The organism is Streptomyces sp. NBC_00872, assembly GCF_045161915.1.
Lineage (GTDB): Bacteria > Actinomycetota > Actinomycetes > Streptomycetales > Streptomycetaceae > Streptomyces.
In genome coordinates, this window is the sequence record NZ_CP108806.1 from 6,492,700 (window position 1) to 6,509,690 (window position 16,991).

Here is a 16,991-nt window from a genome sequence, read left to right on the forward strand (position 1 = left end):
GGTCGGGCCTGCCCGACCGTACAGCGGCCGTGGCCGCCGCGTCGCCGGGGCCGCCGCGTCGAAAACGTCTCGCCTGCCAGTCTGAGTTCCGGAGGGACCCGATCGGTGTCGCGGGCATACGGTCCGGGGCGGCGCGGGCGTACCGCCCGGGATGTGTGAATCGGCACATGGGCACGCGAACCGGGGCGCGGGGCCGCCGACCGGGCGGCGTCACGGACAATGGGCGGATGCGCTACCGCGTTCTCGGCACCACTCGGGCACTGCACGACGACGGCACGGCCGTCGCCCTCGGTGGCGCGCGGCTGCGTGCGCTGCTCACGGTTCTCGCGCTGCGGCCGGGACATACGGTGACGGCCGGAACGCTCGTCGCCGAGGTCTGGGACGGCGATCCGCCCGCCGACGCGGTGGGGGCGCTCCAGGCGCTGGTCGGGCGGTTGCGGCGGGCGCTGGGGCCCGCGGCGGTCCTGTCGGCGGACGGCGGGTACCGGCTGTGCGCGGACGAGGACGACGTGGACCTGCACCGCTTCGGCCGGCTGGCGGCGGAGGGGGCGCGGGCGCTGGGGGAGGGCGACGCGGCCAAGGCGGCGGGCCTCCTCGACGACGCGCTCGCACTCTGGCGCGGTCCGGTGCTGGCCGACCTCCCGGACCGCGGGTCCGAGGCGGCCCGCTGGGAGAGCCGCCGTCTGGAGGCCCGCAGGGCCCGGCTCACGGCCGTGCTCGCCCTGGGCCGCGCGGACGAGACACTGCCCGAACTGGCCGCGCTCTGCGGAGAGTTCCCTCTGGACGAACCTCTCCAGTCCCTCCGTATCCGGGCCCTGCGTGACGCCTCGCGTCCCGCCGAGGCGCTGGCGGCGTACGAAGGTGTCCGCCGCGCGCTGGCCGACCGCCTGGGCACGACCCCGGGCCCGGAACTCCGCGCACTGCACGCGGAGTTGCTTCACGCGGACGGTTCCGACGACGGGACCGGGACCGGGGGCGCGGACGGCGCGGGAGCGGACGGCGGGGAGACCGGCGGTACGGGGGCGGGCGGTACGGGATCGGACCGTACGGAGGCGGGCGGTACGGGAGCGCGCGGTACGGGAGCGGGCGGCGCGGGCCAGGCAGCGGATCCGCGCGGCAGGGCGCAGGGCAATCTGCGGGCCCGGCTGACCAGTTTCGTGGGCCGGGAAGGCGACATCGAGGCGATCCGCGCGGACCTCGGACGGGCCCGGCTGGTGACGCTGCTGGGGCCGGGCGGGGCCGGGAAGACCCGGCTCTCGCAGGAGGCCGCCGAGCGGGTGGCCGAGGACTGGCCCGACGGCGTGTGGCTGGCCGAACTGGCGCCGGTGGACGATCCCGAGACCGTTCCCGAGGCCGTCCTGGCCGCACTCGGGGCGCGGGAGACCGTGCTGCGCGGGGCCGGCGGCGAGGAACTGCGGGCGGCGGACAGACAGGGCGGCGAGCCGCTGGTCCGGCTGGCCGAGCATTGCGCGCGGCGGCGCATGCTGCTGCTGCTCGACAACTGCGAACACGTCGTGGAGGCCGCCGCGACCCTGGCCGAGACCCTGCTCACCCGCTGCCCCGGACTGCGCGTACTCGCCACCAGCCGTGAGCCGTTGGGGGTGCCGGGAGAGGTGGTGCGCCCGGTGGAGCCGCTGCCGCCGGATCCGGCGCACCGGCTGTTCGCTGAGCGGGGGCGCGCGGTGCTGCCGGGGTTCGACCCGGAGGGCGACCCGGTGGCGGTGGCGGAGATCTGCCGTCGCCTGGACGGGCTGCCGCTGGCGATCGAGCTGGCGGCGGCGCGGCTACGTATGCTGACGCCACGTCAGATCGCGGACCGTCTGGACGACCGGTTCCGGCTGCTGACGAGCGGGAGCAGGACCGTACTGCCACGCCAGCAGACCCTGCGCGCCGTCGTCGACTGGTCCTGGGACCTCCTCACCGCCCCCGAACGCGCCGTACTGCGCCGTCTGTCCGTCTTCGCGGGCGGCTGCGCCCTGACGGCCGCGGAGTCGGTCTGCGCGGACGACACGACGCCGCCGGGTGCCGCCACGCGGCCGGACACCTCGGCGGCCGACGCGGCACGGCCCCGTCCGCCGGGCGATACCGGCCATGCGCCCCGTCCCGCACCAGCCGCGTATGACACCGCGTCAGGGGCCGCCGCGTCAGGGACCACCGCGTCAGGGACCGCCGGGCCGGCGGACGCGAAGCGCGTCCCCGGCGCCGTCCTCGTGGACGACACGGCCCACGCCACGGCGACGGACGGCACCCTGTCGCCGCGGGCCTCCTCCGGGACGGTCCCGGCCGGCGCCGCCCCCGCCGTCGGCCCCGCGCACACCGTCTCCTCCCGCGACATCGCCGGGATCCTCGGCTCGCTCATCGACAAGTCCCTTGTCGTCGCCGCGCCCTCGCCGGACGGCGACATGCGGTACCGGCTGCTGGAGACCGTCGCCGAGTACGCCGCGGAGCGGCTCGACCAGGCCGGTGAGCGCGCCGGTGCCGAGCGGCGGCATCTCGTCCACTACCGGGAACTGGCCCGCACCACCGACCCCCTGCTGCGCGGCCGTGGTCAGCGCGCGGGGATGGCCCTGCTGCGGCTGGAGTACGAGAATCTGCGTACCGCGCTCCGCCGCGCCCACGCCGCCCGCGACGAGCACGAGATGCTCTGTCTCGTCCTCTCCCTCGGCTGGTTCTGGCAGATGCTCGATCTGCGCGCCGACGCCCGGCAGTGGGCGCGGGCCGCCGCGCTCCTCGGTCCCGATCCGTTCGCCCCTCCCGTCGCCCCGTCCCCGCCCCTCCCGCGGCGCTGCACGGACGCGCCACCGCCCATGACCCCCGAACTGCTCCAGGAGGCCAGACGCGAGGTACGGCTGATCGAAGTGATCACCATGGACCATGTGGCCGAGGACTGGACCACTCCCGAACGGCTCGCCTGGCTGGACCGGGTGGCCACCGCCTACGGTCCCGGCCTGCCGCAGACCTGCCGCTTCCCCGGCACCATGACCTTCTTCGCCGTCATGCTCAGCGGTGACGCCGACCGGCTGCACACGACCCTCGACGAGACCGTACGGGCCTGTGAGGAGTTCGGTTACGAGTGGGAGCTGGCCGGCCTGCTCCATCTGCGGGCCAACGTCCTGGCCAACCGCAGCGACTGGGCGGGCGGCGCGGGCCGTGACGCCGACCGCAGCCTGGAGATCTACGACCGGCTCGGTGACACCTGGGGGGCCGCCGAGGCGCTCTCCGCCCGGGGCGAGGCCAGGGAGAGACGTGGTGAGTACGCACTCGCCGCCGAGGACTACACGGCCGCCATCCGCCATGCCGAGGGGCTCGGCGCACAGAGCCAGGTCGCCCTGCTCCGTTCCCGCTTCGCGCAGGCCATGGTGGAGATGGGCCGGGGCGAGGAAGGCGAACGCATCCTCCGCGACGTACTCGCCCAGGGCCGTGAGACGGCCCATGAGGTGATTCCGTTCGTCCGGCTCTTCCTCGCGATGTGGCTGGGCCGTACCGGACGGGTAGCCGAGGCGCGGGAGCAACTGGAGCCGCTGCGGGAGAGCTTCCACCACGGCACCCTGGACATCTTCGAAGGGTTCGTGAAGGGCGCCCTCGCCTCGCTGGACTGCGCCGAGGGCCACTGGACGCGGGCGCTGGAGGCGTCCCGGGAGGCCCTGGAGAAGTCGCTCTCCCCGCTCTCCCGGATGGTCGCGCCGGAGATGGCCGCGGTCCATATGCTCACGACCGCCTGGGCACTCGCGGGACCGGTCCGCCCCGGCGCCGACCGCCGGGCGTACGAGCGGGCACGCCTCGCGGCCCGGCTCATCGGCGCGTACGAAGGGCTCCTGCCCCCCGGGCACGTCAGAGCCTCCGCGGAGCGGGACCTGCTGATGAACGCGCGCAGGGCCGCGACGGCCGCCCTCGGTGACACCGCGTTCACGGCGGCCCACGCCGAGGGCGACGGTCTCACCATGGAGGAGGCCGTCACCCTCGTACGCTCCGTCTGACCGGCGCTCCGTCCGGCCAGCCGGTCCTTTCGACCGGCCGGTCCGTCCGAGCGGCCCGTTTCCGGGGCCGGACGGCCGTACCCCCGTCCCCCGTCCTCAGGACTTCTTGCGGAACTTCGCCACCGCCAGCGGAGCCGTCACCACCGTGATCCCCACCGCCCACGCCAGCGTCACCCACACCGAGTCCGCGACCGGACCGCCGTTGATCAGACCCCGCGCCGCGTCCGCCAGATTGGAGAGCGGGTTGTAGTCGGTGAAGGTCTGGAGCCAGCCGGGCATCGTGGACGGCGGCGCGAAGATCGACGAGCCGAACTGCAAGGGCATCAGCACGAGCATGGCCACCCCCTGGACCGCCTGCGCCGTCTTCATCGTCAGACCGAGCAGGATGAAGATCCACATCAGCGAGGCACCGAACGCCAGGGAGAGCCCCACGGCCCCGGCCAGCTCCACCACCGATGTCTTGATCTCCATGCCGAGCAGAAAGCCCATGCCGAGCAGAATCGCGGTGGCGACCAGCATCCGGCCGATCTCGACCACGATCTTCGCGATCAGTACGGACGACCGGGCTATCGGCATCGTGCGGAACCGGTCCATGACCCCCTTGCGGAAGTCGTCGTTCATCCCCGTGCCGACGGCCATCGCGATGTTCATACCCATCATCGCCATCAGACCGGGGATCACATAGTTCACATAGGAGTCCCGGCTGCCGCCGAGGCTCGCGCCGACCGAGCCGCCGAAGACATACACGAACAGCAGCGTGAAGATGACCGGCATCAGCAGGACGTCGAACATCGACTCCGGATCCTGCTTGATCTGGAGGGCGTTACGGCGCACCAGCGCGCCGATGTGCCGGAGATTGGCGCGCAGGCCGATCCGGCCCTCGCCGGCCTGGACCGGGGACGGCACGGGCGTCCGCCCGGGGGCGGAGGTGGGCAGTGTGGTCGTGCTCATACCGCGATCTCCTCGGGTGCGTTGTCGGACACGGAGGTCTTCTGGCCGGTGATCGCCAGGAACACCTCGTCCAGACTGGGCAGATGGGTGCCGATATGGGCGATGCCGAAGCCGCGCTCGCCCAGCAGGCCGACGACCGCGGTGAGCTGCTCGTCGCTCAGGATCGGTACGTACAGCAGTCCCTCGTCCGGGACGGCCTGGGTGCCGGAGACCCCGTCGAGCCCGGTCTCGGCGATCGCCCGCGCCATCGCGGGGAGTTGCGCGGGATCCGCCGGCCGGATCTGGAGCGTGCGGCCCCCGACCTTCGCCTTCAGCTCGTTCACCCCGCCGCTCGCGATGACCCGGCCGCGGTCGATCACCGTCAGCTCGCTCGCGAGCTGCTCGGCCTCTTCCATGTACTGGGTGGTGAGCAGGACGGTGGCCCCCTCGGCGACCATCCGCTGCACCTCGTCCCAGACCTCGTTACGGGTACGGGGGTCGAGCCCGGTCGTCGGCTCGTCCAGATAGAGCACCGACGGCCGGCCGATCATCGAGGCGGCCAGGTCGAGCCGGCGGCGCATACCGCCCGAGTACTGCATCGCGGGCTTCTTCGCCGCGTCGGTGAGGGAGAAGCGCTCCAGCAGTTCGTCGGAGCGGCGGCGGGCGTCCTTGCGGGAGAGATCGAGGAGCCGGGCGATCATATAGAGGTTCTCCCAGCCGGAGAGCTTCTCGTCGACCGAGGCGTACTGGCCGGTGAGACCTATCGTGCGGCGCAACTGGCGGGGCTGGCGCAGCACGTCGTACCCGGCGACCACGGCGGTCCCGGCGTCCGGCTGGACGAGCGTGGAGAGAATACGGACGAGCGTCGTCTTGCCGGCGCCATTGGGTCCGAGCACACCGAGGACGGTGCCCTCGCGCACATCGAGGTCGACTCCGTCGAGTGCCCGGGTGCCCTGCGGTCCGCCGTACTGCTTGACCAGCCCCCGTACCTCGACGGCGTTGCCCGAGCGGCCGCCGTTGGGGTTCTTGTCGATTCGTGTCATGCCACCAGTGGACCAGCCGCCACCGACAACCCACCGACAAGCCGCCGACAGGCCGCCGACAGGGAACCGACGGGAGCCCGACAGCCGTACGCGACGGCCTCACGTGAGACCCGCACGTGAGAGCCGCATGCGACAGCCCGCCGACGGGGGATGATCGGCGGGCTGTCGCTCGTGCGGGCAGTGGCTTCAAGGGCGTGCCGTGCTTCGCGCGTGTGCTGTGCTCCGTGAGCGTTCTTCGTACGGCCGGGTACGGACGTACGGACGGCGCTCACGCCCGGAGCGGGGCGGGGCGGGCTCGGACGCGTGTGCCGCGAGTCGGGCCCTGTGCGCTCCGGGTGCCCGCTCTCCACGCGTCCCGGCTAGTGGAAGGTGTGCTCTTCCTGAGGGAATGTTCCGCCAATGACCTCGTCGGCGAACTCCCTCGCCGCGTCACCGAGCGTCCGGCGGAGATTCGCGTACTGCTTGGTGAAGCGCGGCACCTTGCCGCTCGTCAGCCCGACCATGTCCGTGTACACCAGCACCTGCGCGTCCGTCTCGGCGCCCGCGCCGATACCGATCGTCGGGATGTGCAGGATCCGGGTGACCTCGGCGGCCAGTTCGGCCGGGACCAGTTCGAGCACGACCGCGAAGGCGCCCGCGTCCTGCACCGCCTTGGCGTCGCGGAGGAGCTGCTGGGCGGCCTCCTCGCCGCGGCCCTGCACCCGGTATCCCAGGGTGTTGACCGACTGCGGGGTCAGTCCGATGTGTCCCATCACCGGGATACCCGCCTGCACCAGCAGCTCGATCTGGGTGTGCGAGCGCTCGCCGCCCTCCAGCTTGACGGCGCCGACGCCCGCGTCCTTCACCAGCCGGGTGGCGCTGCGCAGGGCCTGGACGGGCCCTTCCTGGTACGAGCCGAACGGGAGGTCGCCGACGACCAGGGCCCGCCTGGTGCCCCGTACGACGGCGGCGGAGAGCATCGTCATCTCGTCCAGCGTGACGGGCACCGTGGTCTCGTAGCCGAGGTGGACATTGCCCATGGAGTCGCCGACGAGCAGTACGGGGATACCCGCCTCGTCGAAGACGGAGGCCGTCATGGCGTCATAGGCGGTGAGCATCGGCCACTTCTCGCCGCGCTCCTTGGCCGCCGCGATGTCGTGGACGGTGATACGGCGGGAGCTCGTGCCGCCGTACAGCGCCTTGGTGTTGTCCGCCTTCGCGCCGCCGGCGCCGCTGTCGCCGCTCCCGCTGCTGGCGGCGTGGCTTCCCGCGGGGGGCTTCTGAGCAGCCTGAAGAGTCATGGCCGATGGCCCTTTCGTCATCTCGAGGCACCCTGACGGTGTCCCCGGACCGTAACCATGGTGGCATCCCGAGGCCATGCTCGGGAAGTGGGTCCTCGCACCGGCCCCACGCACCTCACACGCACCGGCCCCACGCACCCCGCGCACACCCCGCGCGCACCGGGTCGGGCGCCGGTCGGGCGCGGGTCGGCGGCCGGCTGCCGGCGCCGGTAAAGATTTTCCAATACGAGACGGTCTCGTATCGAAATTGGTCTAGCCTGTGCGTCATGTCCACACCGTCCGGCGCCCCGGTCGCCGCACCCCGCATACCCGAAGCCGTTCACCGCCGCCGCTGGGCGATCCTGTGCGTGCTCATGTTCAGCCTGCTCATCGTCGTTCTGGACAACTCGATCCTGAACGTGGCGGTCAAGACGATCGCCGCCCCCGAACCCACCGGCATCGGAGCCACCCAGAGCGAGCTGGAGTGGGCGATCAACTCCTACACGCTCGTCTTCGCCGGACTGCTCTTCACCTCGGGCCTGCTCGGTGACCGTATCGGCCGCAAGAAGGTACTGCTCTTCGGCATCTTCGTCTTCGGGGCGGGCTCGGCGCTCGCCGCCCTGTCCGGGTCGCCGGCCGAACTGATCGGCTACCGCGCCCTGATGGGCTTCGGCGCCGCCTTTGTGATGCCTGCCACTCTCGCCGTTCTGATGAATGTCTTCGAGCGCGACGAGCAGCCCAAGGCCATCGGCATCTGGGCGGGCAGCGTGGGCCTGGGCATAGCCATCGGCCCGATAACCGGCGGACTGCTGCTCGAACACTTCTGGTGGGGCTCCATCTTCCTGGTCAATGTCCCGGTGGCCGTCATCGCGCTGATCGCGATGGTGCTGCTGGTGCCGGACTCCAGGGACCCCAACCCCGGCCGGGTCGACCCCCTGGGTGTCGCGCTCTCCATCGTCGGACTGGTCCTGCTCGTCTACGGCATCATCCGCGGCGGCGAACTGGCCGACTTCACCGACGTCTCGGTACTTCTGCCGCTGCTCGGCGGTGTCGCCGTACTGGCCGCCTTCGTCTGGCACGAGAAGCGCAGCAGCCACCCGGCCATCGACATCTCGTACTTCAGGAAGCCGGCCTTCGCCGCCGCCGTCGCCGCCATCGCGCTCGTCTTCTTCGCGCTGATGGGTGTGACGTTCTTCTCCGCCTTCTATCTCCAGAGCGTGCGCGGCTACAGCGCGCTCCAGTCGGGACTGCTGATCGTGCCGCTGGCCGCCGCTCAGATGATCTTCGCGCCACGGGCCCGGCTGATCGTGGACCGGTTCGGCGCCCGCGCGGTCTGCACGGGCGGCATGCTGCTGGTCGCGGGCGGTCTCGCGGCGTTCGCGTTCTTCGGCGAGAGCACCCCGGTCTGGGTGCTGTGCCTGGTGTTCTTCGTCCAGGGCACCGGAATGGCGCACATCATGCCGCCGGTGACCGTCGCGGTGATGCAGGCGCTGCCCCGTGAGAAGGCCGGCTCCGGCTCCGCGATCAACAACACCTTCCGGCAGGTCGGCGGGGCCCTCGGGGTCGCCGTCCTCGGTTCCGTGCTCTCCGCGACCTACCGGGGCGGGATCGAGGGACACCTGGACGCCGTTCCGGCCGCCGCGCGGGACGCGGCGGGGGAGTCGATCGAGGCGACCCTCGGAGTCGCGGAGAAGATGGGCTCGGCGGGCGATCCGCTGATCGGCTCGGCGTACGACGCGTTCCTCCACGCCATGCATGTCACGGCCATCGGCTCGGCGTTGGTCGCGCTGATCGGCACCGCGGTGGTCGCGCTCTTCCTGCCGGGACGGCCGCCGGCGCGGAAGCTCGCGGGGAGCGACGAGACGCCCGCTCCCGCCGCCGCTGTCGGCACCCCCCGGGGCTGACCGGCGGTCCGGTCCCGGCCGCCCCGGCCGCCCGTCCGTTCCGGGGCGGCCGGGTGGCGGGGTGACCGAGTGTCCGAGCGGGCGTCCGGGCGGCCGTTACCGGCGGGCCCGCCGTCGTCATGTACGAGAATCAGGGCGGCGCGAGTACGGCCGTACAGGGCCGGCGCTACGGCGCAATGGCGGACGGACGGACGGAACGGCCGACGGGGCCGGCGGGAGGCGGAACAGCGTGCTGGACCAGGATCACGAGAAGGAACACCGGCGCGGCAGGCCACGCAGCGAGGCGGCCGAGCGGGCGATCCTGGAAGCCGTCGTGAAACTGCTGGAGGAGGGTGTGCCCCTGGGCACCCTCTCCATCGAACGCATCGCCCGTACGGCCGGCGTCGGCAAGGCCACCATCTACCGGCGCTGGCAGGGCAAGGAAGAGCTCTTCGTCGACGTCCTGCGGGAGATCGAGCCGCCCGACGCCCCCCTGCCCGGCACCTCGGCCCTCGACGATCTCCGCGTGATGCTGGAGTCGATGCGCAGGCGCGGGCTCGCCCAGCGCTCCTCGGCCCTGCTGCACAACGTCGCCGTGCAGATGAAGAGCCAGCCCCGGCTGTGGGAGGAGTACCACAGGACCGTGGTGGAACCCCGGCGCAGGGCCACGATGGGCGTGATCGCCCGCGGGGTCGCCTCGGGGGAACTGCGTGACGATCTCGATGTCGAGCTGCTGCACGACATGCTGATCGGTCCCATGCTGCTCCGTACGCTGCACCGGCCCGGCGCGCCGCTGGACGAGGATCTCGCCGAGCGGATCATCCGTACGGCGCTCCAGGGTCTGAGCCCGCGCACACCGAGTCCCTGACGCGGACCCACGCGTCCGAAGGCGCGCCCTGAGCCACGCGTCCGCAAGCCACGCGCCCCGAGCGACCGTCCCGAGTCACGCGTTCGAAAGCATGTCCGAAAGTACGTCCGGGGCGTGACTCCGGGGCGCGACTCCGAGGCGCGCGTCCTGCCGCAGGGAGGAGCGCGCGAGACCGATTGCCCGTACCGTACGGGAAGCGGAATCGCCCGTACGGTGGATGGCGGACAGTGGATTCCGGACGGCCCCGACCATGCGTCTTCCGTCACAGCCGCCCGTGATCCGTCCTTGATCGGAACCCGCCGCCCCGCGGCCTTCGTCTCCGTGACAGTACGGCCGTCCCCTGACGGCGGAGAAGCGCCCGTACATCCCCTAGGGTCAGGGGCGGGCGTGCACAGGCAAGGCAGTGAGGGCAGCGGACATGACGCAGGAGTACACGGCGCACTCGGTGACGGCGGACGGGGACGAGCCCCGCACCGGATCCCGCGTCAGAACCCTGTTGGGCCGCTGGCGCCGGGATCCCGGCGTCTGGCGGCGCGGCATCATTCTCGCGATCCTCGCCGTGCTGGTCGCTCTTCTGATGATCCTTCACGCGCACATCCCCAACAGGATCGGCAACCTCGGCAGTCTCACCGAGACCTTCCTGCCCTGGCTCGGCCTGACCGTTCCGGTACTTCTCGTACTGGCCCTGGTGCGCCGCTCGGCCACCGCGCTGATCGCCCTGCTGCTCCCCGCCGTGGTCTGGCTCAACCTCTTCGGCGGACTGCTCCTCGGCAAGTCGGGCGACGGCGGCGATCTCACCGTCGCCACCCACAACGTCAACGCCGGGAACCCGGACCCGGAGGGCACCGCGAGCAGCCTCGCGCGGTCGGGCGCGGATGTCGTCGCGCTGGAGGAGCTGAAGGCCAGTGCCGTACCGGTGTACGAGAAGGCGCTGGCCGACACGTACAAGTACCACTCCGTACAGGGCACGGTCGGACTCTGGAGCAAGTACCCGCTGACCGGCACCGAGCCCGTCGACATCCGGCTCGGCTGGGTCCGCGCGATGCGCTCCACGGTCATCACCCCGCTCGGCCCGGTCGCCGTCTATGTGGCGCATCTGCCGTCCGTACGCGTCAAGCTGCACGCGGGCTTCACCGCCAACCAGCGGGACGACAGCGCGGACGCGCTGGGCGAGGCCATCGCGCACGAACAGCTCGGCCGGGTGATTCTGCTCGGCGATCTCAACGGCACGATGAACGACCGTGCCCTCAGGGCCGTCACGTCCCAGATGCGCTCGACGCAGGGCGCGGCGGGCGACGGCTACGGTTTCAGCTGGCCGGCCTCGTTCCCGCTGGCCCGGATCGACCAGATCATGGTGAAGGGCGTCGAACCGACCTCCTCATGGAGCCTTCCCCGCACCGACAGCGACCATCTGCCGATCGCGGCCCGGGTGCAGTTGCCCTGACGCTGGCGTGCGGTTCTCCTGACGGGGACGCCTGGCGCAATCCGGTGTTCACCCGCCGGAACAAACGGCCTGAGACGCTTTGTTCCGTAGAGGTACTTACTACGGAGAGGTCGTTTCTCATGCCCCTGGCCCTGCTCGCCCTCGCTGTGAGCGCCTTCGGCATCGGTACCACCGAGTTCGTGATGATGGGCCTGCTGCCCAATGTCGCGGACGACCTGGGAACGTCCGTGCCCACCGCCGGTCACCTTGTCTCCGCCTACGCGCTCGGCGTCGTCATAGGCGCTCCGCTGCTCACCGCCGTCGGCTCCCGTATCCCGCGCAAGCGGATGCTCCTGCTGCTGATGGCGCTCTTCGTCGTCGGCAATCTCGCCTCCGCGCTCGCCCCCGGCTTCGGCTGGCTGCTCGCGGGCCGGGTGCTCGCCGGACTGCCGCACGGCGCGTTCTTCGGGGTGGGCGCGGTCGTCGCCGCCCGGATGGTGCGCGAGGGACGGCAGGCACGGGCCGTCGCGACCATGTTCCTCGGACTGACCGTCGCCAATATCGTCGGCGTCCCCGCCGCCACACTGCTCGGCCAGCACCTGGGCTGGCGTGCCACCTTCCTGGTGGTCACCGTGATCGGTCTGCTCTCGCTGGTCGCACTGGCGCGGCTCGTACCGTACGTACCCGTCGACGCGCAGCAGAGCCTGGGCCGGGAGGTGCGCGCCCTCGGCAACCGTCAGGTGCTGCTCGGACTCGCCACCGCGGTCCTCGGCTTCGCCGGGGTCTTCGCCGTCTACTCGTATCTGGCCTCGATGACGACCGAGGTCATGGGCTTCGGCGAGTCCTCCGTCACCATCGTCCTCGCGCTGTTCGGCATCGGGATGACGCTGGGCGCGCTGGCGGCGGGACCGCTGACCGACCGGGCGCTGCGGCCCACGCTCTATGTCTCGCTCGCCGCCCTCGCCCTGGTGCTGGTCGCCTTCCGCTTCACGGCGCAGGTGCAGTGGGCGGCGCTGGTGACGGTCGTGCTGCTGGGCGGGATCGGCTTCCTGACGACCACCCCGCTCCAGATGCTCGTCATGAACAAGGCCAAGGACGCCCCGACGCTCGCCTCCGCCTCGAACCACTCGGCCTTCAACCTCGCCAACGCGGGCGGCGCCTGGGCCGGCGGCGCGGCGATCGCGGCGGGCTGGGGCTGGATGTCCCCGGCCCTGGTCGGCGCGGTCCTCGCGGTGGTCGGCCTGGCGATCGCGGTCACGGCGGGGCTGCTGGACCGGGGCGGCCGGACGCGGGGCGAGACCCGGATCGTCGCCTCGGGCAGTGTCCCGGCCGAAGCGCCGGTGCTGAGCCCCTCCGGCGACTGAGGACGCGGCACGGTCGTCGACCGCGCGCCCGGTCGTCGACTGCGCGCCCCCGTGACCGCCCCCGGGCGGAGCGGCTCCGGACCGCCGGAGCGACTCCAGATCGCCGAACTGACTCCGGACCGGAACGGCTTCGGCCCGCGCTCAGCCCCGGTGAGGCGACTCCCGCCAGCGGTTCGTGATCGGCAGGCGCCGGTCCTTGCCGAAACCCTTCGCCGAGATCTTGGTGCCCGGCGGGTACTGGCGCCGCTTGTACTCCGCCGTGTCCACCATCCGCAGCGTCCGCGCGACCAGTTCGGCGTCGAAACCGGCCGCGACGATCGCGTCCTTGCCCTGGTCGCGGTCGACGTACAGCTCCAGGATCCGGTCCAGTACGTCGTAGTCCGGCAGCGAGTCCGTGTCGACCTGGCCGGGGCGCAGCTCCGCGCTCGGCGGCTTGGAGATCGAGTTCTCCGGGATCGGCGGGGTCTGGCCGCGCTCCTCGGCGGCGCGGTTGCGCCACCGGGCGAGCCGGAAGACGGAGGTCTTGTAGACGTCCTTGATCGGGCCGTACGCGCCGACGGAGTCGCCGTACAGCGTCGAATACCCCACCGCCAGCTCGGACTTGTTGCCTGGCGCGAGCACGATCTGGCCCTCCTGGTTGGAGAGGGCCATCAGCATCGTGCCGCGCAGCCGCGACTGGAGGTTCTCCTCCGCGAGCCCGGTGAGCGCGAGCGAGCCCATATACGCGTCGAACATCGGCTCGATCGGGATCGTACGGAAGTTCAGCCCGGTGCGGCGGGCCAGCTCGGCCGCGTCGCCCTTGGAGTGGTCCGAGGAGTACTTGGACGGCATGGCCACGCCGTACACGTTCCGCGCGCCGACCGCGTCACACGCGACGGCGGCGACGAGCGCGGAGTCGATACCGCCGGAGAGCCCGATCAGCACGGAACGGAAGCCGTTCTTCGCGACATACGCGCGCAGGCCCACGACCAGCGCCGAGTACACCTCCTCGTCGTCCTCCAGCCGGTCCGCGTAGCCCCCGGCCACCTCGGGCTCGTAGGCCGGGAGCGGGTCCTCGGAGAGGACGACCCGGTCGATCCGCAGCCCGTCGTCCACCGTGCCGGTCGGCGGTTCGGGCGAGGCGGCCGGCAGATCGAGGTCCAGGACCACACAGCCCTCGGCGAACTGCGGCGCGCGCGCCACGACTTCGCCGTCCTGGTCGACCACGATCGAGTCACCGTCGAAGACCAGCTCGTCCTGGCCGCCGATCATGGCGAGATACGCGGTGGTGCAGCCCGCCTCCTGGGCGCGCTTGCGCACCAGCTCAAGACGGGTGTCGTCCTTCTCGCGCTCGTAGGGGGAGGCGTTGATGGACAGCAGCAGCCCGGCCCCGGCGGACCGGGTGGCCGGCACGCGGCCGCCGTCCTGCCAGAGGTCCTCGCAGATCGCGAGGGCGATGTCGATGCCATGGACCCGGACGACGGGCAGGGTGTCGCCCGGCACGAAGTAGCGGAACTCGTCGAAGACGCCGTAGTTGGGCAGATGGTGCTTGGCGAAGGTCAGCACGACCGCGCCGCGGTGCAGCACGGCCCCGGCGTTCTGCGGGGCGCCCGCGGGCTGGCCGTACCGGGGCTGGGCCTTCTCGGAACGGTCGAGGTAGCCGACGACGACGGGCAGCTCCCCGAAGCCCTCCTCGTCGAGCCGGACCGCGAGCGCGCGCAGGGCGGCGCGGGACGCCTCGACGAAGGACGAGCGCAGCGAGAGATCCTCGACGGGGTAGCCGGTCAGCATCATCTCGGGGAAGGCGACGACATGCGCGCCCTGCTCGGCGGCGTGCCGGGTCCAGTGCACGATCGCCTCGGCGTTCGCGGCGAGATCGCCGACGGTCGAGTCGATCTGATTCAGGGCGAGACGTAGTTGAGGCACACGCCCAGTGTAATCGTCTGACTGACGCGATGTCCCGGGGTGGGAGATGTGGGACACCCCACTCGCACGGGGCCCGCCAGTCGCACGGGGCCCGCCAGTCGGACGGGGCCCGCCGCCTCAGCTCATCGGGAGCTCGTCGGGCTGCCTGAGCCGCTGGTCGCGTAGACCTGCTCGCACCACGCGCCGACCTGCTCGTCGCTGAGGTGCTGGGCCAGATCGGCCTCGCTGATCATCCCGACCAGACGCTTGTCCTCGATCACCGGGAGGCGGCGGATCTGGTGGCCCTGCATCTCGTACAGCACATCGTCCACATCCGCGCTCGATTCGATCCAGCGCGGTGTGCCGTGTGCCATCTCGCCGGCCGTGGTCTGTGCCGGGTCATGGCCCATGGCCACACAACCGACGACGATGTCACGGTCCGTGAGTATGCCCGCCAGCCGTTCGTTCTGGTCGGCTATGGGGAGCGCGCCCACATTGAGCTGACGCATGAGCTGTGCGGCGCGATCAAGGGTCTCGTGGGCGGGGATCCACTGGGCTCCCGTGTGCATGATGTCTTTGGCGGTGGTCATGGGGATCGTGCCTCCTGAATGGGGACGCGGATAGGAAGGTTCCGCTCCACCCCGAGTCAAATCCATCATCATGCAGCCGTTCGGGTGACGCGACCGCTGACGGCCTACCGCTGATCGTGCCGGGGACGGCAGCCCCGACACGTCAGGGGGCGCCGGTTCCTCCCGAACCGGCGCCCCCTGCGCGCGTAGACCGTCCAGCCCCGTCAGCCGTCAGCTCGACCGACAGTCGGCGGCCGACCGGTAGCCGGTAGCCGTCAGCCGGTGCGGGGCTTCGCGCCGCGGGCCTTGAGCAGGTCCGCCATCAGGCCCATCTCCGACTGCTGGGCCGCGACCATCCCCGCGGCGAGATCCTTCTCCGTGCCGACCTCGCACAGCTCGACGCAGCCCTCCGCCATCGACACGCCGCCCTTGTGGTGGTCGGTCATCAGCTGGAGATAGAGGATCTCGGCCTGCTCGCCACGCGCCTCACGGAGCTGGTCCAGCTCCGTCTTCGTGGCCATGCCGGGCATCAGCGAGCCGTCATGGACCTCGTGTCCGGTGTTCCCGTGATCCATTCCGCTCATCCCGCTGTGATCACCGGAACCGGAACCGGACCCGGACCCCGAACCGGAACCCATGTCCATGCCGTCGCCCGTGTCCTGGGACGTCTCCATCCAGGCCATCGGCTCCTGGCCCGACTCCACCTTCGGCAGCCCCCACAGGTCCAGCCAGCCCAGCAGCATCCCGCGCTGGTTCGCCTGGGTGTTGGCGATGTCGTACGCCAGCCGGCGCACCTCTTCGTCGTCCGTGCTGTCCCGCACGATGAAGGACATCTCCACCGCCTGCTGATGGTGGACCGCCATGTCACGGGCGAAGCCCGCGTCCGCGGAGTCGGCCGCCGGGGCGGGGGCCGGTCCCGTCCCGCCGTCACGCCCGGCGGACGCCACCGTCGCCGTACCGGCGAACAGCAGCGCCAGGACGACCGCGGTGATCGCCGCCCACTGGGTGCGTGTGACCGAGCGGGCGGCGGAGGTCACCGCGCTCACTGCGCGCCCATTCCGCCCGTGCAGGCGGCGCCCGGCTCGGGGGTCTGCGAGCCCTGTACGTACTTGGTGAAGAACTGGTCCACCCGCGGGTCGCTCGCGCTGTCCACGGTGACCTGCTTGCCCCACGCGCTCAGCATGATCGCGCCGGTCTGCTCCTTCAGCGGGCTCATGAACGAGTACGGGGTCTTCCCGACCTTCTCGCCGAGCGTCTTCACATCGGCGTCGGAGGCCTTGTCGTTGTAGGTGACCCAGACCGCGCCGTGCTCCAGCGAGTGAACGGCGTTCACGTCCGCGATCGGGTCCTTGTAGACATCGCCCTGGCAGTTCATCCACACCTGGTTGTGGTCACCGCCCACCGGCGGCGTCATCGGGTACTTGACCGCCTCGGTGACATGGTTGCGCCCGAGCTTCTTGGCGTCCCAGGACTTCTCGTCCTTGATGGGCGCCTTGGCCGCGGCCTGCTGCTCCTCCTTCTTGTCGGACTCCTTGTTGAGGATGTAGCCGCCGAAAGCGACGAGGGCGACGACCACGACGGCGCTCGCCGTGATGGTGATGATGCGACTGCGCCGCTCGCGGGCACGCTCGGCGCGGCGCATCTCCTCTATTCGGGCCTTGCGCTCGGCGGACTGGGACTTGGAAGCCATGGTGTATGTCCTTCTGGGATGACTACGGAACGCGGATGACTCCGGACAACTCCGGACAACTCCGGATCGCGGGCGACAGCCGCGGAATACGGGCGGATGGA

General features: G+C 71.4%; 12 protein-coding genes. 5 read left to right on the forward strand and 7 right to left on the reverse strand.

All coding sequences use genetic code 11. The annotated features are described in order from the left end of the window. Positions 1-227: 227 nt before the first annotated feature. Entirely contained in the window at positions 228-3,977 is a 3,750-nt protein-coding gene (locus OG214_RS27790; RefSeq protein WP_405986287.1) for a BTAD domain-containing putative transcriptional regulator, read from the forward strand. A 96-nt stretch (positions 3,978-4,073) separates the two neighbouring features. Here OG214_RS27790 and OG214_RS27795 read toward each other — a convergent pair whose 3' ends face one another. The 3 genes from OG214_RS27795 to panB form a co-directional block, all read right to left on the reverse strand. Next, positions 4,074-4,928 carry an ABC transporter permease gene (locus OG214_RS27795; protein ID WP_363083235.1) on the reverse strand — a complete coding sequence of 285 codons (855 nt, stop codon included), beginning with the start codon at positions 4,926-4,928 and terminating at the stop codon, positions 4,074-4,076. Next, the gene (locus OG214_RS27800; RefSeq protein WP_363083236.1) at positions 4,925-5,950 is read right to left on the reverse strand and encodes an ATP-binding cassette domain-containing protein; all 1,026 of its coding nucleotides are present in this window, start codon (positions 5,948-5,950) and stop codon (positions 4,925-4,927) included. The genes OG214_RS27795 and OG214_RS27800 overlap by 4 nt, the downstream gene beginning before the upstream one ends. A 359-nt stretch (positions 5,951-6,309) precedes the next feature. After that, complete coding sequence (gene panB, locus OG214_RS27805; protein ID WP_363083237.1) at positions 6,310-7,230, reverse strand: 3-methyl-2-oxobutanoate hydroxymethyltransferase; 921 nt, start codon at positions 7,228-7,230, stop codon at positions 6,310-6,312. A 266-nt stretch (positions 7,231-7,496) separates the two neighbouring features. Here panB and OG214_RS27810 point away from each other — a divergent pair, with 266 nt between their 5' ends. From OG214_RS27810 to OG214_RS27825, 4 genes are all read left to right on the forward strand, one after another. Continuing rightward, positions 7,497-9,113 (forward strand): MFS transporter, encoded by a 1,617-nt coding sequence (locus OG214_RS27810; protein WP_405986288.1) that lies wholly within the window; start codon positions 7,497-7,499, stop codon positions 9,111-9,113. Between the two features lie 229 nt (positions 9,114-9,342). Beyond that, entirely contained in the window at positions 9,343-9,960 is a 618-nt protein-coding gene (locus OG214_RS27815; protein ID WP_405986289.1) for a TetR/AcrR family transcriptional regulator, read from the forward strand. Positions 9,961-10,378: 418 nt separating this feature from the next. Next, positions 10,379-11,404, forward strand: a complete 1,026-nt coding sequence (locus OG214_RS27820; protein ID WP_363080264.1) for an endonuclease/exonuclease/phosphatase family protein — start codon at positions 10,379-10,381, stop codon at positions 11,402-11,404. Between the two features lie 119 nt (positions 11,405-11,523). Then, positions 11,524-12,747, forward strand: coding sequence for an MFS transporter (locus OG214_RS27825; protein WP_363080265.1), 1,224 nt, complete (start codon positions 11,524-11,526; stop codon positions 12,745-12,747). A gap of 141 nt (positions 12,748-12,888) precedes the next feature. On the opposite strand, the gene OG214_RS27830 is transcribed toward OG214_RS27825, so the two are convergent. From OG214_RS27830 to OG214_RS27845, 4 genes are all read right to left on the reverse strand, one after another. After that, a complete protein-coding gene (locus OG214_RS27830; protein ID WP_405986290.1) occupies positions 12,889-14,652 on the reverse strand; it encodes an NAD+ synthase in 1,764 nt (587 codons plus the stop codon). Positions 14,653-14,774: 122 nt separating this feature from the next. Continuing rightward, entirely contained in the window at positions 14,775-15,221 is a 447-nt protein-coding gene (locus OG214_RS27835) for a CBS domain-containing protein (RefSeq protein WP_363080267.1), read from the reverse strand. Positions 15,222-15,475: 254 nt separating this feature from the next. Next, positions 15,476-16,246: a DUF305 domain-containing protein gene (locus OG214_RS27840; protein ID WP_405986291.1), complete on the reverse strand. Its 771-nt coding sequence runs from the start codon at positions 16,244-16,246 to the stop codon at positions 15,476-15,478. Further along, complete coding sequence (locus OG214_RS27845) at positions 16,243-16,890, reverse strand: DUF3105 domain-containing protein (protein ID WP_363080269.1); 648 nt, start codon at positions 16,888-16,890, stop codon at positions 16,243-16,245. The genes OG214_RS27840 and OG214_RS27845 overlap by 4 nt, the downstream gene beginning before the upstream one ends. Between the last annotated feature and the right edge of the window lie 101 nt (positions 16,891-16,991).